The sequence below is a fragment of the Salmonella sp. 32100201201700099SM genome, from assembly GCF_017572645.1.
Taxonomy (GTDB): domain Bacteria; phylum Pseudomonadota; class Gammaproteobacteria; order Enterobacterales; family Enterobacteriaceae; genus Salmonella; species Salmonella enterica.
Genome location: NZ_JAGERQ010000013.1, coordinates 1 through 17157, shown reverse-complemented (window position 1 = coordinate 17157; position 17157 = coordinate 1). Strand labels below are relative to the sequence as shown.

Annotated in this window: 16 protein-coding genes and 1 other annotated feature (1 of these 17 only partly in view); of the genes, 8 read left to right on the top strand and 8 right to left on the bottom strand. The window is 47.9% G+C overall.

What is annotated here, in order from left to right:
* Positions 1–19 (top strand) — a sequence feature (His leader region) (it extends 105 nt beyond the left edge of the window).
* Positions 20–65: 46 nt separating this feature from the next.
* The 8 genes from hisG (at position 66) to hisIE (ending at position 7202) form a co-directional block, all read left to right on the top strand.
* Positions 66–965, top strand: a complete 900-nt coding sequence (gene hisG, locus J4685_RS18825; protein WP_000886604.1) for an ATP phosphoribosyltransferase — start codon at positions 66–68, stop codon at positions 963–965.
* 102 nt (positions 966–1067) lie between these two features.
* Positions 1068–2372 carry a histidinol dehydrogenase gene (hisD, locus tag J4685_RS18820; protein WP_000009630.1) on the top strand — a complete coding sequence of 435 codons (1305 nt, stop codon included), beginning with the start codon at positions 1068–1070 and terminating at the stop codon, positions 2370–2372.
* A complete protein-coding gene (gene hisC / locus J4685_RS18815) occupies positions 2369–3448 on the top strand; it encodes a histidinol-phosphate transaminase (protein WP_000102699.1) in 1080 nt (359 codons plus the stop codon). The genes hisD and hisC overlap by 4 nt, the downstream gene beginning before the upstream one ends.
* A complete protein-coding gene (gene hisB / locus J4685_RS18810) occupies positions 3445–4512 on the top strand; it encodes a bifunctional histidinol-phosphatase/imidazoleglycerol-phosphate dehydratase HisB (RefSeq protein WP_000080044.1) in 1068 nt (355 codons plus the stop codon). Before hisC ends, hisB begins: the two co-directional genes overlap by 4 nt.
* Positions 4512–5102 (top strand): imidazole glycerol phosphate synthase subunit HisH, encoded by a 591-nt coding sequence (hisH, locus tag J4685_RS18805; RefSeq protein ID WP_001103591.1) that lies wholly within the window; start codon positions 4512–4514, stop codon positions 5100–5102. The genes hisB and hisH overlap by 1 nt, the downstream gene beginning before the upstream one ends.
* Positions 5102–5839: a 1-(5-phosphoribosyl)-5-[(5-phosphoribosylamino)methylideneamino]imidazole-4-carboxamide isomerase gene (hisA, locus tag J4685_RS18800; protein ID WP_000586406.1), complete on the top strand. Its 738-nt coding sequence runs from the start codon at positions 5102–5104 to the stop codon at positions 5837–5839. Before hisH ends, hisA begins: the two co-directional genes overlap by 1 nt.
* The gene (hisF, locus tag J4685_RS18795; protein WP_000880125.1) at positions 5821–6597 is read left to right on the top strand and encodes an imidazole glycerol phosphate synthase subunit HisF; all 777 of its coding nucleotides are present in this window, start codon (positions 5821–5823) and stop codon (positions 6595–6597) included. Before hisA ends, hisF begins: the two co-directional genes overlap by 19 nt.
* Positions 6591–7202, top strand: coding sequence for a bifunctional phosphoribosyl-AMP cyclohydrolase/phosphoribosyl-ATP diphosphatase HisIE (gene hisIE, locus J4685_RS18790; protein ID WP_000954846.1), 612 nt, complete (start codon positions 6591–6593; stop codon positions 7200–7202). Before hisF ends, hisIE begins: the two co-directional genes overlap by 7 nt.
* An 80-nt stretch (positions 7203–7282) precedes the next feature.
* Here the strand turns inward: hisIE and wzzB are convergent, their stop codons facing one another.
* The 8 genes from wzzB to J4685_RS18750 all read right to left on the bottom strand — a co-directional run.
* Complete coding sequence (wzzB, locus tag J4685_RS18785; protein ID WP_000215242.1) at positions 7283–8266, bottom strand: LPS O-antigen chain length determinant protein WzzB; 984 nt, start codon at positions 8264–8266, stop codon at positions 7283–7285.
* Between the two features lie 142 nt (positions 8267–8408).
* Entirely contained in the window at positions 8409–9575 is a 1167-nt protein-coding gene (gene ugd / locus J4685_RS18780; protein WP_000704816.1) for a UDP-glucose 6-dehydrogenase, read from the bottom strand.
* Positions 9576–9811: 236 nt separating this feature from the next.
* Positions 9812–11218: an NADP-dependent phosphogluconate dehydrogenase gene (gene gndA, locus J4685_RS18775; RefSeq protein ID WP_000043534.1), complete on the bottom strand. Its 1407-nt coding sequence runs from the start codon at positions 11216–11218 to the stop codon at positions 9812–9814.
* 163 nt (positions 11219–11381) lie between these two features.
* Positions 11382–12812 carry an undecaprenyl-phosphate galactose phosphotransferase gene (locus tag J4685_RS18770; RefSeq protein ID WP_000368708.1) on the bottom strand — a complete coding sequence of 477 codons (1431 nt, stop codon included), beginning with the start codon at positions 12810–12812 and terminating at the stop codon, positions 11382–11384.
* Positions 12813–12883: 71 nt separating this feature from the next.
* Positions 12884–14317, bottom strand: a complete 1434-nt coding sequence (gene rfbK / locus J4685_RS18765; RefSeq protein WP_001103639.1) for an O-antigen biosynthesis phosphomannomutase RfbK — start codon at positions 14315–14317, stop codon at positions 12884–12886.
* A complete protein-coding gene (locus J4685_RS18760) occupies positions 14304–15743 on the bottom strand; it encodes a mannose-1-phosphate guanylyltransferase/mannose-6-phosphate isomerase (RefSeq protein ID WP_011233010.1) in 1440 nt (479 codons plus the stop codon). Before J4685_RS18760 ends, rfbK begins: the two co-directional genes overlap by 14 nt.
* A complete protein-coding gene (gene rfbN / locus J4685_RS18755; protein WP_000705147.1) occupies positions 15744–16688 on the bottom strand; it encodes an O antigen biosynthesis rhamnosyltransferase RfbN in 945 nt (314 codons plus the stop codon).
* A partial coding sequence (locus tag J4685_RS18750) for a glycosyltransferase (protein WP_208202754.1) occupies positions 16689–17157 on the bottom strand: 469 nt, incomplete at its 5' end.

Below are 17157 nucleotides of genomic sequence, written 5' to 3'. Positions count from 1 at the left end.
CTTCCGGGGGCTTTTTTTTGGCGCGCGATACAGACCGGTTCAGACAGGATAAAGAGGAACGCAGAATGTTAGACAACACCCGCTTACGCATAGCTATTCAGAAATCAGGCCGTTTAAGCGATGATTCACGAGAATTGCTGGCCCGCTGCGGCATAAAAATTAATTTACACACTCAGCGCCTGATTGCGATGGCGGAAAACATGCCGATTGATATCCTGCGCGTGCGTGATGATGACATTCCGGGTCTGGTGATGGATGGCGTGGTCGATCTCGGTATTATCGGCGAAAACGTGCTGGAAGAAGAGCTACTCAACCGCCGCGCGCAGGGCGAAGATCCACGCTATTTAACCCTGCGCCGTCTTGACTTCGGCGGCTGCCGTTTATCGCTGGCAACGCCGGTTGACGAAGCCTGGGACGGCCCGGCCGCGCTGGACGGTAAACGTATCGCTACCTCTTATCCGCACCTCCTCAAACGCTACCTCGACCAGAAAGGCGTCTCTTTTAAATCGTGTCTGTTAAATGGTTCTGTCGAAGTCGCGCCGCGCGCGGGGCTGGCCGACGCTATCTGCGATTTGGTCTCTACCGGCGCGACGCTTGAAGCTAACGGCCTGCGTGAAGTCGAAGTTATCTACCGCTCTAAAGCCTGTCTGATTCAGCGCGACGGTGAGATGGCACAGAGCAAGCAACAGCTGATCGATAAATTGCTGACCCGTATTCAGGGCGTGATTCAGGCGCGCGAATCGAAATACATCATGATGCACGCGCCAAGTGAACGACTGGAAGAGGTTATCGCCCTGCTGCCAGGCGCCGAAAGGCCGACAATTCTGCCGCTGGCAGGCGAGCAACAGCGCGTGGCGATGCACATGGTCAGCAGCGAAACGTTGTTCTGGGAAACCATGGAGAAACTGAAAGCGCTTGGCGCCAGCTCGATTCTGGTACTGCCGATCGAGAAGATGATGGAGTGATCTGACGCCTGATGGCGCTGCGCTTATCAGGCCTACGTAATGCGTTGATATTTTGGGTTCAGTAGGCCGGATAAGGCGGAACCCTGTGATGGAGTAAAGACCATGAGCTTCAATACCCTGATTGACTGGAACAGCTGTAGCCCTGAACAGCAGCGTGCGCTGCTGACGCGTCCGGCGATTTCCGCCTCTGACAGTATTACCCGGACGGTCAGCGATATTCTGTATAATGTAAAAACGCGCGGTGACGATGTCCTGCGTGAATACAGCGCTAAATTTGATAAAACAGAAGTGACAGCGCTACGCGTCACCCCTGAAGAGATCGCCGCCGCCGGCGCGCGTCTGAGCGACGAATTAAAACAGGCGATGGCCGCTGCCGTCAAAAATATTGAAACGTTCCATTCCGCGCAGACGCTACCGCCTGTAGATGTGGAAACCCAGCCAGGCGTGCGTTGCCAGCAGGTTACGCGTCCCGTCGCGTCTGTCGGTCTGTATATTCCCGGCGGCTCGGCTCCGCTCTTCTCAACGGTGCTGATGCTGGCGACGCCGGCGCGCATTGCGGGATGCCAGAAGGTGGTTCTGTGCTCGCCGCCACCCATCGCTGATGAAATCCTCTATGCGGCGCAACTGTGTGGCGTGCAGGAAATCTTTAACGTCGGCGGCGCGCAGGCGATTGCCGCTCTGGCCTTCGGCAGCGAGTCCGTACCGAAAGTGGATAAAATTTTTGGCCCCGGCAACGCCTTTGTAACCGAAGCCAAGCGTCAGGTCAGCCAGCGTCTCGACGGCGCGGCTATCGATATGCCAGCCGGGCCGTCTGAAGTGCTGGTGATCGCCGACAGCGGCGCAACACCGGATTTCGTCGCTTCTGACCTGCTCTCCCAGGCTGAGCACGGCCCGGATTCCCAGGTGATCCTGCTGACGCCGGATGCTGACATTGCCCGCAAGGTGGCGGAGGCGGTAGAACGTCAACTGGCGGAACTGCCGCGCGCGGACACCGCCCGGCAGGCCCTGAGCGCCAGTCGTCTGATTGTGACCAAAGATTTAGCGCAGTGCGTCGCCATCTCTAATCAGTATGGGCCGGAACACTTAATTATCCAGACGCGCAATGCGCGCGATTTGGTGGATGCGATTACCAGCGCAGGCTCGGTATTTCTCGGCGACTGGTCGCCGGAATCCGCCGGTGATTACGCTTCCGGAACCAACCATGTTTTACCGACCTATGGCTATACTGCTACCTGTTCCAGCCTTGGGTTAGCGGATTTCCAGAAACGGATGACCGTTCAGGAACTGTCGAAAGCGGGCTTTTCCGCTCTGGCATCAACCATTGAAACATTGGCGGCGGCAGAACGTCTGACCGCCCATAAAAATGCCGTGACCCTGCGCGTAAACGCCCTCAAGGAGCAAGCATGAGCACTGAAAACACTCTCAGCGTCGCTGACTTAGCCCGTGAAAATATCCGCAACCTGGTACCGTATCAGTCCGCCCGCCGTCTGGGCGGTAACGGCGATGTCTGGCTAAACGCGAATGAATTCCCGACAGCGGTGGAGTTTCAGCTCACCCAACAAACGCTTAACCGCTACCCGGAATGCCAGCCAAAGGCTGTGATTGAAAACTACGCGCAATATGCTGGCGTAAAGCCGGAGCAGGTGCTGGTCAGCCGCGGCGCGGATGAAGGGATCGAACTGGTGATCCGCGCCTTCTGCGAACCGGGGAAAGACGCCATTCTCTACTGTCCGCCCACTTACGGTATGTACAGCGTCAGCGCCGAAACCATTGGCGTAGAGCGCCGGACGGTTCCCGCGCTTGAAAACTGGCAGCTGGATCTACAGGGGATTTCCGACAACCTTGACGGCACAAAAGTGGCATTCGTTTGTAGCCCCAATAACCCCACCGGGCAACTTATCAACCCGCAGGATCTACGCACGCTGCTGGAGTTGACACGCGGTAAAGCGATAGTCGTCGCCGACGAAGCTTATATTGAGTTTTGCCCGCAGGCCACGCTGACAGGCTGGCTGGTTGAATATCCTCATCTGGTTATCCTGCGCACATTGTCGAAAGCTTTTGCGCTGGCGGGTCTGCGCTGCGGCTTTACGCTGGCTAATGAAGAGGTGATCAACCTGCTGTTAAAAGTGATCGCCCCTTATCCGCTTTCTACGCCAGTGGCGGATATCGCCGCCCAGGCGCTGAGTCCGCAGGGAATAAACGCAATGCGCGATCGCGTGGCGCAGACAGTGCAGGAACGTCAGTATCTGGTGAATGCCCTGCAACAGACCGCCTGCGTAGAACACGTCTTTGACTCTGAAACCAACTATATTCTGGCGCGGTTTACCGCCTCCAGCAGCGTGTTTAAATCCTTATGGGATCAGGGCATTATCTTACGCGATCAGAATAAACAACCTTCTTTAAGCGGCTGCCTGCGGATTACGGTCGGCACCCGCCAGGAAAACCAGCGCGTCATTGACGCCTTACGTGCGGAGCCAGTATGAGTCAGAAGTATCTTTTCATCGACCGGGACGGAACCTTGATTTCCGAACCGCCGAGCGATTTTCAGGTAGACCGCTTTGATAAACTGGCCTTTGAGCCAGAGGTGATTCCTGTATTGCTGAAGCTGCAAAAAGCCGGTTTTAAGCTGGTGATGATCACTAACCAGGATGGACTTGGCACGCAAAGCTTCCCGCAGGCGGACTTCGACGGACCGCACAACCTGATGATGCAGATTTTCACCTCTCAGGGCGTATGCTTTGATGAGGTGCTGATCTGCCCTCACCTGCCCGCAGACGACTGCGACTGCCGCAAGCCCAAAGTGAAGCTGGTGGAGCGTTATCTTGCGGAACAAGCGATGGATAGCGCCAACAGCTATGTGATTGGCGATCGTGCGACCGATATCCAGCTCGCTGATAACATGGGCATTACTGGTTTACGCTATCACCGTGAAACGCTGAACTGGACGATGATTGGCGAACAGCTAACGAAACGCGATCGTTATGCGCATGTGGTCCGTAACACCAAAGAGACACAGATTGATGTCAGCGTCTGGCTGGATCGCGAAGGCAACAGCAAGATTAATACCGGCGTCGGCTTCTTTGACCATATGCTCGATCAAATCGCCACCCACGGCGGCTTTCGCATGGAGATTACCGTTAAGGGCGATCTCTATATCGACGATCACCACACGGTAGAAGATACCGGACTGGCGCTCGGTGAGGCATTAAAACTGGCACTCGGCGACAAGCGCGGTATCTGTCGTTTTGGCTTTGTCCTGCCGATGGATGAATGTCTGGCGCGCTGCGCGCTGGATATTTCCGGTCGTCCGCATCTGGAATATAAAGCTGAATTTACCTACCAGCGTGTGGGCGATTTGAGCACAGAGATGATTGAACACTTTTTCCGCTCACTCTCTTACACGATGGGCGTCACTCTGCATCTCAAGACTAAGGGTAAGAACGATCACCACCGTGTCGAAAGTTTGTTTAAAGCCTTTGGTCGTACGCTACGCCAGGCTATTCGCGTGGAGGGCGATACATTACCGTCCTCGAAAGGAGTGCTGTGATGAACGTCGTCATCCTTGACACCGGCTGCGCCAATTTAAGCTCGGTAAAATCCGCCGTGGCGCGCCACGGTTACACCCCGGTGGTCAGCCGCGAAGCGGAAATCGTATTACGCGCTGACAAACTCTTTCTGCCTGGCGTCGGCACGGCGCAGGCCGCTATGGATCAACTGCGCGAACGTGAACTGATCGACTTAATTAAAGCGTGTACTCAGCCGGTACTGGGTATCTGCTTAGGGATGCAACTGCTGGGTCGTCGCAGCGAAGAGACGCGCGGCGTGGATCTGCTGAACATTATCGAGCAAGACGTGCCGAAAATGACCGACTTTGGTCTGCCGCTGCCGCACATGGGCTGGAATCGCGTGTATCCGCAGGCGGGCAACCGGCTGTTTCAGGGCATTGAAGATGGCGCCTATTTTTACTTTGTGCACAGCTACGCGATGCCGGTCAACCCGTGGACTATCGCCCAGTGCAATTACGGCGAGCCGTTTACCGCGGCGGTACAGAAAGATAATTTCTTCGGCGTACAGTTCCATCCGGAACGTTCGGGCGCGGCGGGCGCACAGTTGCTGAAAAACTTCCTGGAGATGTAATGATTATTCCGGCATTAGATTTAATTGACGGCACCGTGGTGCGTCTCCACCAGGGCGACTACGCCCGGCAGCGGGATTACGGTAACGATCCCCTACCCCGTTTGCAGGATTACGCCGCCCAGGGCGCCGGGGTGCTGCATCTGGTAGATCTGACCGGCGCTAAAGATCCGGCTAAGCGACAGATACCGCTGATTAAAACTCTGGTCGCGGGCGTGAACGTGCCTGTTCAGGTCGGCGGCGGCGTGCGTACCGAAGAAGACGTTGCGGCATTACTGAAAGCTGGCGTTGCCCGTGTGGTCATCGGTTCAACGGCGGTGAAATCTCCTGACGTGGTGAAAGGCTGGTTTGAACGTTTTGGCGCGCAGGCGCTGGTGCTGGCGCTGGACGTTCGCATAGACGAACACGGCAACAAGCAGGTGGCGGTTAGCGGCTGGCAGGAAAATTCCGGCGTCTCGCTGGAACAACTGGTGGAGACCTATCTCCCCGTCGGCCTGAAACATGTACTGTGTACCGATATTTCTCGCGACGGCACGCTGGCGGGCTCTAACGTTTCGCTGTACGAAGAGGTATGCGCCAGATATCCGCAGATCGCCTTTCAATCCTCCGGCGGTATTGGCGATATCGATGATATTGCCGCCCTGCGCGGCACCGGCGTGCGCGGCGTGATTGTCGGACGCGCTCTGCTGGAAGGGAAATTTACCGTTAAGGAGGCCATCCAATGCTGGCAAAACGTATAATTCCGTGTCTGGATGTTCGTGATGGTCAGGTGGTGAAAGGCGTACAGTTTCGCAACCATGAGATCATTGGCGATATCGTTCCGCTGGCCAAACGCTATGCCGATGAAGGCGCGGACGAACTGGTGTTCTATGACATTACCGCCTCCAGCGATGGCCGCGTAGTCGATAAAAGCTGGGTGGCGCGCGTTGCCGAGGTGATCGACATTCCGTTTTGTGTAGCGGGCGGTATCCGGTCAATTGACGACGCCGCCAAAATTCTCTCTTTCGGGGCGGATAAGATCTCTATCAACTCCCCTGCACTGGCTGACCCAACGCTGATTACCCGTCTGGCTGACCGTTTTGGCGTGCAGTGCATTGTCGTCGGGATTGATACCTGGTTTGACGACGCCACGGGGAAATATCATGTTAACCAGTATACCGGCGATGAAAACCGTACCCGCGTGACGCAGTGGGAGACGCTGGACTGGGTGCAAGAGGTACAACAGCGCGGCGCGGGGGAAATCGTCCTGAATATGATGAACCAGGACGGCGTGCGTAACGGTTATGATCTGACGCAGTTGAAAAAAGTCCGTGACGTTTGCCGCGTGCCGCTGATCGCCTCCGGCGGCGCGGGCACGATGGAACACTTTCTTGAGGCATTCCGTGATGCCGATGTCGACGGCGCGCTTGCCGCCTCCGTTTTTCACAAGCAAATCATCAATATTGGCGAATTAAAAGCGTACCTGGCAGGCCAGGGCGTGGAGATCAGGATATGTTAACAGAGCAACAACGCCGCGAGCTGGACTGGGAAAAAACCGATGGCCTGATGCCAGCCATCGTGCAACATGCGGTATCCGGCGAAGTATTGATGCTGGGCTATATGAACCCACAAGCGCTGGACAAAACCATTGAATCCGGCCATGTCACGTTCTTCTCACGCACGAAACAGCGTTTATGGACCAAAGGCGAAACCTCAGGCCATGTGCTGAATGTCGTCAGCATTGCGCCAGATTGCGACAACGATACACTGCTGGTGCTGGCAAACCCTGTCGGGCCGACCTGCCACAAAGGTACCAGCAGCTGCTTTGGCGACGCCAGCCATCAGTGGTTATTCCTGTATCAACTGGAGCAGCTACTGGCAGAGCGCAAAACCGCCGATCCGGCCAGCTCTTACACGGCGAAACTGTACGCCAGCGGTACCAAACGTATTGCGCAAAAAGTTGGCGAAGAAGGTGTAGAAACCGCGCTGGCGGCCACCGTCAATGATCGTTTTGAATTAACCAATGAAGCGTCTGATTTGATGTACCACCTGCTGGTGCTGTTGCAGGATCAGGATCTCAACCTCACCACCGTGATCGACAATCTTCGTAAGCGTCATCAATAAGCGTAAAAAAACCGGGCAATGCCCGGTTTTTTAATGAGAAATTTTACCTTTCGAAGCCGACCACCATCCGGCAAAGAAGCTTACAAGGCTTTTGGCTTATAGCTACGTAGCGCATTGCGCCCCAGCACAATCCCGGCGCCGATCATCCCGCCCAGCAACACAGCCAGCACGAGGGTAATGGCTGTTTTCGGGCTATCGCGACGGACCGGCAGCGTCGGCTTCATCACATAACGATAGACGTGCACCGTATCGGCAGTCACTTTCAGATTTTTAATGTCCAGCAGTGTCTGCTTCGTCTGGTAATAGGCCGGAGAAAAGACCAGTGGACGCGTCGCTTCGTTCTGTATCATCGATTTTAGAGCATCGCTCCCCAACAGGAACATCGTGTCCTGGGTAACATCCTGGGTTTGCTGAATCTGCGGCTGCGTGATTTTGGCCTCATCCGCATAGCGCAACGCTTCTTCGATTTGCTTAATACGCAGATCTTTTTGCTCCTGCGCCACAACTTCCTGCGTCTCAAGGGACTCCTGCAACATTTTGGTTTGCAGCGTGATGTTATCTTTCAGGTCAACTTCCAGTTCCTTAGCGACCTTTTCATCCACCTGTTGGATATATTCCGCCAGCCGACGCTGCGCCCCTTCAGCGGTAGTGCTCACATAAGAAACCGAGAGCGGCAGCGTCTGCCCCTTTACCGACTGTTCAATGGTGAGCTTTTCCCGCTCTTTCTGATTATCCAGCGCTTCCGATAATGCGGAAAACGCAGAACTAAAGCAGCTTATAAAATTCGCCTGCACTTCAGAGATTTTGGGGGCATTCCCGCCATACAAGACGTTGAGCGCGTTGGTATAGGTGGCAACCTGCGCGGCATCAGGTTGGGTAATAATCGCCGTGGATGTCCATTTTTCTTTGGCTATCATCAGGTAGCCTACGGCCAGCAAAATGGCGATAATAACGGCTACAATAATGGTCATCTTCCCACGCCATAACTGTAGCAATAACTCAATCAAATCAATCTGTTCCGGATCGTTCCCACGCCCGGAAGATGCATTACTATCCACTGTCATAGATACCCTAACTAAAAAAAGGATGAAGCTGGAGACAGTGTAGTCATAAAGAAAATATATGCCATAGGATTAATGATAAAAATCAGACATTATTTCCATTTGGTCAATAAATCATTGGGACTCATCAGCCCCGATTGCCTTATTAATCACTACCGAAAAGATCGCGGGTATACACTTTTTCAGCGACATCCAAAAGCTCTGCCGCCATCCGATTGGAAATAATGACATCCGCCTGCTGTTTAAAGCAGTGCAAATCACGTTCAAGACGTGAGTTAAAGAAAGTTTCTTCTTGCATTACCGGCTCATAGATGATGACCTCTACGCCTTTCGCTTTAATACGTTTCATAATCCCCTGAATCGATGAGGCGCGGAAGTTATCGGAGCCACTCTTCATAATCAGGCGATAAATGCCCACCACTTTAGGCTTTCTGGCAAGGATAGAATCGGCAATAAAATCTTTACGCGTACGGTTTGCTTCAACGATAGCGGAGATAATATTATTAGGCACTGACTGATAATTAGCCAGCAACTGTTTGGTATCTTTTGGCAAACAATATCCGCCATAACCAAAAGAGGGATTATTGTAATGATTGCCAATACGCGGGTCGAGGCACACCCCTTCAATAATTTGTCGGGTATTTAATCCTAACGTTTCAGCATAACTGTCTAATTCATTAAAATAAGCGACTCGCATGGCGAGGTAAGTATTGGCGAAAAGTTTAATGGCTTCCGCTTCAGTGGAGTCCGTAAACAGCGTCGGAATCTCCTGTTTAATAGCGCCTTCCTGGAGTAATGCGGCAAATTCTCGGGCGCGCTCAGACTGTTCCCCAATCACGATACGGGAGGGATAAAGGTTATCGTAAAGGGCTTTACCTTCACGTAAAAATTCCGGAGAGAAAATGATATTTTCTGTCGTAAACTTCTGACGCATTGCCGCCGTAAAGCCAACCGGCACCGTAGACTTAATAATCATCACGGCTGCGGGGTTGATGCTGATCACATCCTGAATGACCGATTCTACACTGAACGTATTAAAATAGTTGGTTTTTGGATCGTAATCTGTAGGCGTAGCAATGATAACGTAATCTGCATTCTGGTATGCATCAAACTTATCCAGCGTTGCCCTGAATCTGATGTTATCTTCCTTTAAAAATTGCTGAATTTCTTTATCAACAATCGGAGATATCCGATCATTTAACAGTTCAACACGGGCAGGAACAATGTCTAACGCCACCACATCATGGTGTTGTGCAATAAGCAAACCATTAGACAAGCCAACATAACCCGTCCCGGATATCGTGATTTTCATTATTCGCTCTCAGAATTAACTTAATTATGAATCATGATGTATTTCGCATCCTGATAAGATATTAAAGTTTTAACGCCTGAGTATATAAAGTGCAACGCAGACGAAAACAATTCAGATTATCTTCATTACGATAAACACAGATTATTAAGTTAATATTAAGCAAAAGCGATAAATCAATAAGAATAGAGATAAAAAAAAGCCCGGTATTAAACCGGGCTTAAACAAGCTTGCAGAAATTATTCCAACCACTCGGTATGGAAAATGCCTTCTTTATCAGTACGTTTATAGGTGTGCGCACCAAAGTAGTCACGCTGCGCCTGAATTAAGTTAGCTGGCAGTACTGCGGCGCGATAGCTGTCATAGTAGGCCACTGCCGCAGAGAATGTCGGCACCGGAATGCCATTCTGCACCGCGTAAGCCACAACATCACGCAGCGCCTGCTGGTACTCATCAGCAATTTTCTTGAAGTAAGGCGCTAACAGCAAGTTAGCGATACCGGCGTTTTCTGCGTAAGCATCGGTGATCTTCTGCAGGAACTGAGCGCGAATGATACAGCCCGCACGGAAAATCTTAGCAATCTCGCCGTAGTTAAGCTCCCAGTGATATTCATCAGACGCGGCGCGTAGCTGCGAGAAGCCCTGCGCATAGGAGACGATCTTGCCAAGATACAGCGCGCGACGCACTTTCTCGATAAATTCCGCTTTGTCGCCCGCCGGCTGCGCTTTCGGCCCGGAGAGCACTTTAGATGCGGCAACACGTTGCGCTTTCAGCGAAGAGATGTAACGCGCAAAGACGGATTCGGTAATCAGCGACAGCGGTTCGCCCAGATCCAGCGCGCTCTGGCTGGTCCATTTACCGGTCCCTTTGTTGGCGGCTTCATCAAGAATAACATCTACCAAGTAATTACCGTCTTCATCTTTTTTAGTGAAGATGTCTTTAGTGATGTCGATCAGATAACTGCTCAGCTCGCCGTTATTCCACTCAGTAAAAGTGTTCGCCAACTCTTCATTGCTGAGATTCAGGCCGCCTTTCAGCAAGGAGTAAGCTTCAGCGATAAGCTGCATATCGCCATATTCAATACCATTGTGGACCATCTTAACGTAGTGACCCGCGCCATCGGCGCCGATATAGGTCACGCACGGTTCGCCATCTTCTGCCACAGCAGCAATCTTCGTCAGGATCGGCGCCACCAGTTCATAGGCATCTTTCTGACCGCCAGGCATGATAGATGGCCCTTTCAGCGCGCCCTCTTCACCACCGGAAACACCGGTACCGATAAAGTTAAAACCTTCCGCAGACAGCTCGCGATTGCGACGGATTGTGTCCTGGAAGAAGGTGTTACCGCCATCAATAATGATATCGCCTTTTTCCAGATACGGTTTCAGCGAATCGATAGCTGCATCAGTACCTGCGCCCGCTTTCACCATTAACAGGATACGACGAGGCGTTTCGAGGGATTCAACAAACTCTTTCACCGTGTAATAAGGCACCAGCTTTTTGCCGGGATTCTCGGCAATCACTTCTTCGGTCTTTTCACGGGAGCGGTTGAAAACGGAGACGGTATAACCACGGCTTTCGATGTTGAGCGCGAGGTTGCGCCCCATCACTGCCATACCGACGACGCCGATCTGTTGCTTGGACATTACATACTCCTGTCAGGTGTGGAAACCCTGCCACAAACGGTCATGGCAGGTTAAAGGTGAATAGTATGTTAACTCAAAGGTATGATATTAAGGTAGCGATTGATGCGTTCAGATTTTACGCAGGCTATTTTATACAATTATTATTCAGTACTTCTCGGTGAGCTTAATACGCACCATCTCGCCGCAAAACAACTTTCGCTGTTTTAAACAGAATGGCAATATCATTCCAAAGCGTCCAGTTTTTAACATACCAGGAATCAAAATAAACACGAGTGTCATAATCAACATCATTACGCCCACTCACTTGCCATAGACCTGTCATGCCCGGCTTTGCCATCAAATAATAATCAACATCATCACAATAACGCTCCAGTTCATCCGAAACGATAGGTCGTGGTCCAACCAGGCTCATATCACCTTTTAGTACATTAAAAAGTTGTGGCAACTCATCAAGGCTAGTTTTACGTATAAATCGACCTACAGCTGTGATTCGAGGATCATTTTTCAGTTTAAAATCTTTTTCCCATTCAGCCCTGGCAATAGGATCGTTAGCCAAAAGTTCTTTTAGTACCTCTTGAGAATTCATAACCATAGAACGAAATTTATAGCATGGAAAAAGTTTTCCATGCCGACCTACTCGCTGGTGACCATAAATAGCCGGACCACCATCTCGAGTAACTTTATACCACAGATAAATCATAAGTGGTGATGCAATTATAAGAATTATTATTGAACAAACAATATCAAATGTCCGTTTGAGAAAACGGGACGACCTTTTAGCCAAGTTATTTTGTATCCTTAATAACATAACTTCATGGCTAAAGATAAAAGACATATCAGTATTATATAATGGCAATCCTCTAAACGAGGGGACTACAGTAACAGAACGACAATGATGTTTTGAAAGTTCACGTAGCCAAAAATGTGTTTTCTCCAACTCGGTGTATTCATAAGCAAGGATATAATGGACATCACCTGTACGATTTAAATCCCAAATAGTCCCAGTGTCCTTTATCACCGGCAACATATTTATTTCAGCATCTGACGCATCCGTATCAAAAAAAGCGATAACATCAAACCCCATCATCTCCTCACTTTGCAGCGCAGAATATGCACCACGAGCATTCTGTCCGCTCCCCAGGATGATAGTTTTTTTCTTCCAGATACCTAGCTTGTTCAATAAATGCTTTGTAAGTGCGCGAAAAAAAGGCACCAGGATTATGGCAAAAGTCCAACAAAACACCCAGACATAGCGTGAAAACTGCCATTTTGTAAACGCTATCAGAGCCAAATCAAATATAGCAAAAATAACTATCGTACGAAAAATTTCTTTTAACTCATACCAAAATGGCTTGCGGTATGTATAATGTCGCAAACGAATCCAAAACCAACCGACACATACTACTGACAAAATAAAATGAGTAATAACTCTTGTATCTAATTGGTCTTGAGGAATAAATCGCTGTACTTGATCAAAAATAAAATAGACACATCCTAATGAAAGCCATAAGGCTAAATTAAAAAAAATCAAATCCGATATAGCCAAAAAAATTTTACATAGCTGTGGATTATACTTATTATCAATATTATCCATTTAATCCTCACCCTCTGACCGTGCATAATGTAAATAAAATAGGCATATTAAGTAAATAACATTCAATTCTTTTACGGCAAGCATCGTTTTTTAATATTAGCAAGCGTTGTATTTACAAGATCCTGAGCTCTATTTAATAAATTAGCTTCTGCATAGCAGCGTAACTCAGGTGCATTACCAGAGGCGCGCAAATGCACAATACATCCATCACGTAAGGTAATTCGCATACCATCTGTCATATCTGTAGAAATTGCACCTTCATTCTCCAAACCAATATAGCTTAAGAGGTTGCTCAGATTTTCTCTGCCCATACTAATTAAGGATTGACTTTTATCAGTCGTAATTCCCTGTAATCTGTCAGAATGGGTGTAACGAGTTGGGAGTTCATTGACTAAAGCGCTAATGCTGGTATTCCTACTTTTGTAAAGCAGCATTATTGCTGGTAATACAGCATCACGAGTTGGTAAGGCATGAAGATTCTGCTCGTTAATACAGATATCGCTTCCTAATAAAAAACCGCCATTGGCTTCAAAACCGACAATACGACTATAACTCCGAGATAATTCATTAAAAGCTTCGATAACATAAGGCGAGCCAATTTTCGTAAGTTTAACATGTTTAAAAAAGCGGCCAGAAGAAATTATGCTATTACAACTAACAGGAATAGCGACCGCTTCTGCCCCCAATGCAAGTGAACATAATAGACCTAATATATCGCCTCTTAACCACTGACCGGCCTCATCAGCAATAAGAGGACGATCACCATCCCCATCTGTTGAGAATATGGCATCTAAATCGAACTCTTTAGCCCATGAGCGTGCTTTTTCCCGATCCTCTTTGCTTACAGCCTCTGTATCTATAGGTACAAAGTTATCGCTTCTACCCAAGCTAATGACTTCAGCCCCCAATGCAATAAATAAAGGCTTATAAAGATCACGCCCAGCGCTTGAATGTTCGTAAATACCAATACGCTTATTTTTCAGGAATGGAGTAGAAAATAAAGATGTATAACGAGATATATAATTAACAGCAGCCATTTCTGAAACTATGAGTTCTTTAAGCTCTAAATGGCTGCACGTATCTTCAACACTAAGGATCGCAGCCTCATCATGTTTCGTGATTTCACCATCAGGACGATAAAACTTGAGGCCGTTCCGCTCGAATGGAATATGACTTCCCGTAACCATTATCGCAGGCATATTGTCAGACATAGACTGAAAGGCCAAAGCCGGGGTTGGTACCACACCATAAAAAATACAGTTAACGCCTTTATCTGCCAATGCAGCAGCACACGCCTGAGCCATCCCATAACTACTTGGACGATTATCTATTGCCAATGCTACGGTATCAAAGGAAAAATGTTCCTGCATAACGGCAACAAATGAAACCGTAAAAGCAGCACATACCTGAGGTGTAAAATCTTTTACAAGACCGCGAGCCCCACTCGTTCCAAACACAATACCTGATGAATGAATAACATCACGGCTATTATTAACTACGTTCATTAGTCCACTCCTTCGAAAATCCAGAACGTTGTTCTAAACGAATAATATCATCCTCACCAAGATAGGTACCTGATTGAATCTCAATTAACTGCAGGGGGATCATTCCGGGATTTTCCAGCGCGTGAATAGTATCCGGAGGGATAAATGTTGATTCATTTTCAGAAACCATATAAATCTGCTCTCCCTTTGTAACACGAGCAGTCCCGGATAATACTATCCAATGCTCAGCCCGGTGGTGATGCATCTGCGCCACAAATTTCTCACCCGGCTTAACAGTGATACATCGGACGAGGTAATTTTTGCCGCTATCAATCACATTATATTTTCCCCAAGGGCGGAAAACTTCTTGATGTTGTTTATATTCGTTCCTATCATTTCGTTTTAAATAATCGACAATTTTTTTAACATCTTGTACTGTATCTTTATTAGCCACCAGTAAAGCGTCTGTTGTTTGAACAATGACAAGATTGCTTACACCAATCGCACTTATAAACATATCTTCGGAATAAATGTAATTATCATTACAAGCATGTGCGAAGATATCTCCTTTTAAAACATTTCTCTGATGATCTTTATTCGATATATCCCAAAGTGAGGACCAGGATCCCACATCCGACCAGCCAGCACTCATTGGTATCACCACGGCATGCTGTGTGTGCTCCATAACTGCATAATCGATAGAATCACTCGGGCATGACATAAACTCTTCTTTATCAATACGAATAAAATCAAGATCGGGATTTATATGTCCTATCGCCTTTTCACAAGCTTTGTAAATTTCAGGTGATAAGTACTTCAATTCGTTTAAATAAGAGCTTGCACGAAATAAAAACATACCGCTATTCCAGTAATATTTCCCTGATTTGAAATAGTCACTGGCGGTATCGATATCCGGTTTCTCCACAAATTCAGCCACTGCATAAGCGTCATTTCCTATCAACTCACCACGACGAATATATCCATAACCCGTTTCAGCATGCGTTGGAACAATACCAAAAGTTACAAGCTTACCATTTGCGGCGTATTCTTCAGCATGTCTGACAGCTTTCGTAAACGCTATTTCATCCTGGATCACATGATCTGCAGCAAGAACCAACAAAAGAGGATCAGCATTATCAGCATTCTGGAGCGCACAAAACGCGGCAAGAGCGATCGCTGGTGCAGTATTACGGCCTACTGGTTCGAGAATAATATTATTTGCTAACTTGTCAATTTCACGGAGTTGTTCAGCGACTAAGAAACGGTGTCTGTCATTGCAAATGACAACGGGTTCTTCTGTAGAAAGTGAAGCTAATCGCTTTATAGTATTTTGCAGCATTGATAGTTTACCTTCAACGCTTAAAAACTGCTTCGGATGATATTCGCGTGAAAGCGGCCATAAACGGCTACCTGTGCCGCCAGCCATAATTACGGGAAGAAAAGACATTTATTTTATCTCTTTTGACGAAGAATATTGGATATTATTCCAATAACTCTTGTACATGCTAAAATAGCGACATGTAGACAACGGTAAAGATTGCCAATGCTTGCCTAATTTGTAACCCAAGAATTTAGCAAAGGTTGTTAATAAAGCTCTTGGAATCCAGAACGGTGCATTTTTAAGCAGGAATTGAATCTCTGATTTTACGAATCGGAAACCCTCTCCTCCGGCTCCGCCTAAGTCACGCTGAATCCACGGAGAACAAGCATGAAATACACCAGTATCAAAATATCGTTGAAACTCTTCTCGCGGGGTATAATTATGGGAGTGCCTTACCACCGCTTCAGCGCAGTAGGCGACCTTATAACCCGCCTGAATCATCTTAGCCGCCATAAACATATCCTCGGCAAGAATTGTATGTTCAGGAAACCCACTTAACTCTTCAAAAACGGAACGGCGATAGGCAGCAAAAGAATTGGACATAAATACAGTTTTAATACCAAATTTTTCTATATCTGCCTTGCTTTTAACAATAGATTTTGAGCTATAATTAAAATTCCTAGCATGCACTGCAAGGGGATTAGCATCTTTATGAGGAAGTTGTCTACCACAAACCGCTGCTATCAATGGATCTGAAAAATAATAAACCAAATTTTTAATTGCATCCGAATCCGCGAGAATTGCATCTTGTGTTAGAAAAATTATAACATCAGCGTCCAGAGTTTTTGTAACTGCTAAGTTTCTGGTTCCTCCATGATTAAAATCTTTAGAGTCAATATTAAATATTGATATATTTTTCAGGTCTGAGGCTAACAGAACCGTTTCATCTTTAGAACCTGAGTCTATAACGATCAATTTATCCGGATATATAGTTTGCTGCTTAATCGCATCCAGAACATTAGGCCAAATTGACCCTGCATTATATGTGGGAATAATTAATGTTATTTTCATTTATTTTGATTCCGCCAACCAATTGCCAACCATCTGCTTCATATTATCAAAGTCATACCGTGCGACATAGTTGTTAAATCTGGAAATTGCATCAGGCAACTGCTCTATATTTTCAATTGCACTCTGCCAGCTTTTTTCATCATCCGGATTCACATATAATGCACCATTGGTTAACACTTCATGAAATACTGGTATATCGGACACTATAACTGGAGTATTTGATGCCATCGCTTCAATAGGAGGTATGCCAAAACCCTCATCAATAGATGGATAAACAAGCGCGTAGGCTTTAGAATATAAAACTTTTAATTCATTAAATGAGACTTCATGTAAAAAAGTCACTTTATCTGTTAGTTTCAGATCAACGACCATTTGTTGGAGAGACATTGCATAGTCGGTACGACCACATACAATAATTAAATTATAAGAGTCAGACCAAACTTTTTTATTTTTTATGAATGAATGAATA

Bases quoted from the DNA above. Each gene is read 5' to 3' on its own strand.
- ugd (WP_000704816.1), bottom strand. From the start codon at position 9,575: ATGAAAATCACGATATCCGGGACGGGTTATGTTGGCTTGTCTAATGGT.
- rfbN (WP_000705147.1), bottom strand. From the start codon at position 16,688: ATGAAAATAACATTAATTATTCCCACATATAATGCAGGGTCAATTTGG.
- rfbK (WP_001103639.1), bottom strand. From the start codon at position 14,317: ATGAACGTAGTTAATAATAGCCGTGATGTTATTCATTCATCAGGTATT.
- hisB (WP_000080044.1), top strand. From the start codon at position 3,445: ATGAGTCAGAAGTATCTTTTCATCGACCGGGACGGAACCTTGATTTCC.
- hisC (WP_000102699.1), top strand. From the start codon at position 2,369: ATGAGCACTGAAAACACTCTCAGCGTCGCTGACTTAGCCCGTGAAAAT.
- J4685_RS18760 (WP_011233010.1), bottom strand. From the start codon at position 15,743: ATGTCTTTTCTTCCCGTAATTATGGCTGGCGGCACAGGTAGCCGTTTA.
- gndA (WP_000043534.1), bottom strand. From the start codon at position 11,218: ATGTCCAAGCAACAGATCGGCGTCGTCGGTATGGCAGTGATGGGGCGC.
- hisA (WP_000586406.1), top strand. From the start codon at position 5,102: ATGATTATTCCGGCATTAGATTTAATTGACGGCACCGTGGTGCGTCTC.
- hisF (WP_000880125.1), top strand. From the start codon at position 5,821: ATGCTGGCAAAACGTATAATTCCGTGTCTGGATGTTCGTGATGGTCAG.
- hisG (WP_000886604.1), top strand. From the start codon at position 66: ATGTTAGACAACACCCGCTTACGCATAGCTATTCAGAAATCAGGCCGT.
- hisIE (WP_000954846.1), top strand. From the start codon at position 6,591: ATGTTAACAGAGCAACAACGCCGCGAGCTGGACTGGGAAAAAACCGAT.
- hisD (WP_000009630.1), top strand. From the start codon at position 1,068: ATGAGCTTCAATACCCTGATTGACTGGAACAGCTGTAGCCCTGAACAG.
- hisH (WP_001103591.1), top strand. From the start codon at position 4,512: ATGAACGTCGTCATCCTTGACACCGGCTGCGCCAATTTAAGCTCGGTA.
- wzzB (WP_000215242.1), bottom strand. From the start codon at position 8,266: ATGACAGTGGATAGTAATGCATCTTCCGGGCGTGGGAACGATCCGGAA.
- J4685_RS18770 (WP_000368708.1), bottom strand. From the start codon at position 12,812: ATGGATAATATTGATAATAAGTATAATCCACAGCTATGTAAAATTTTT.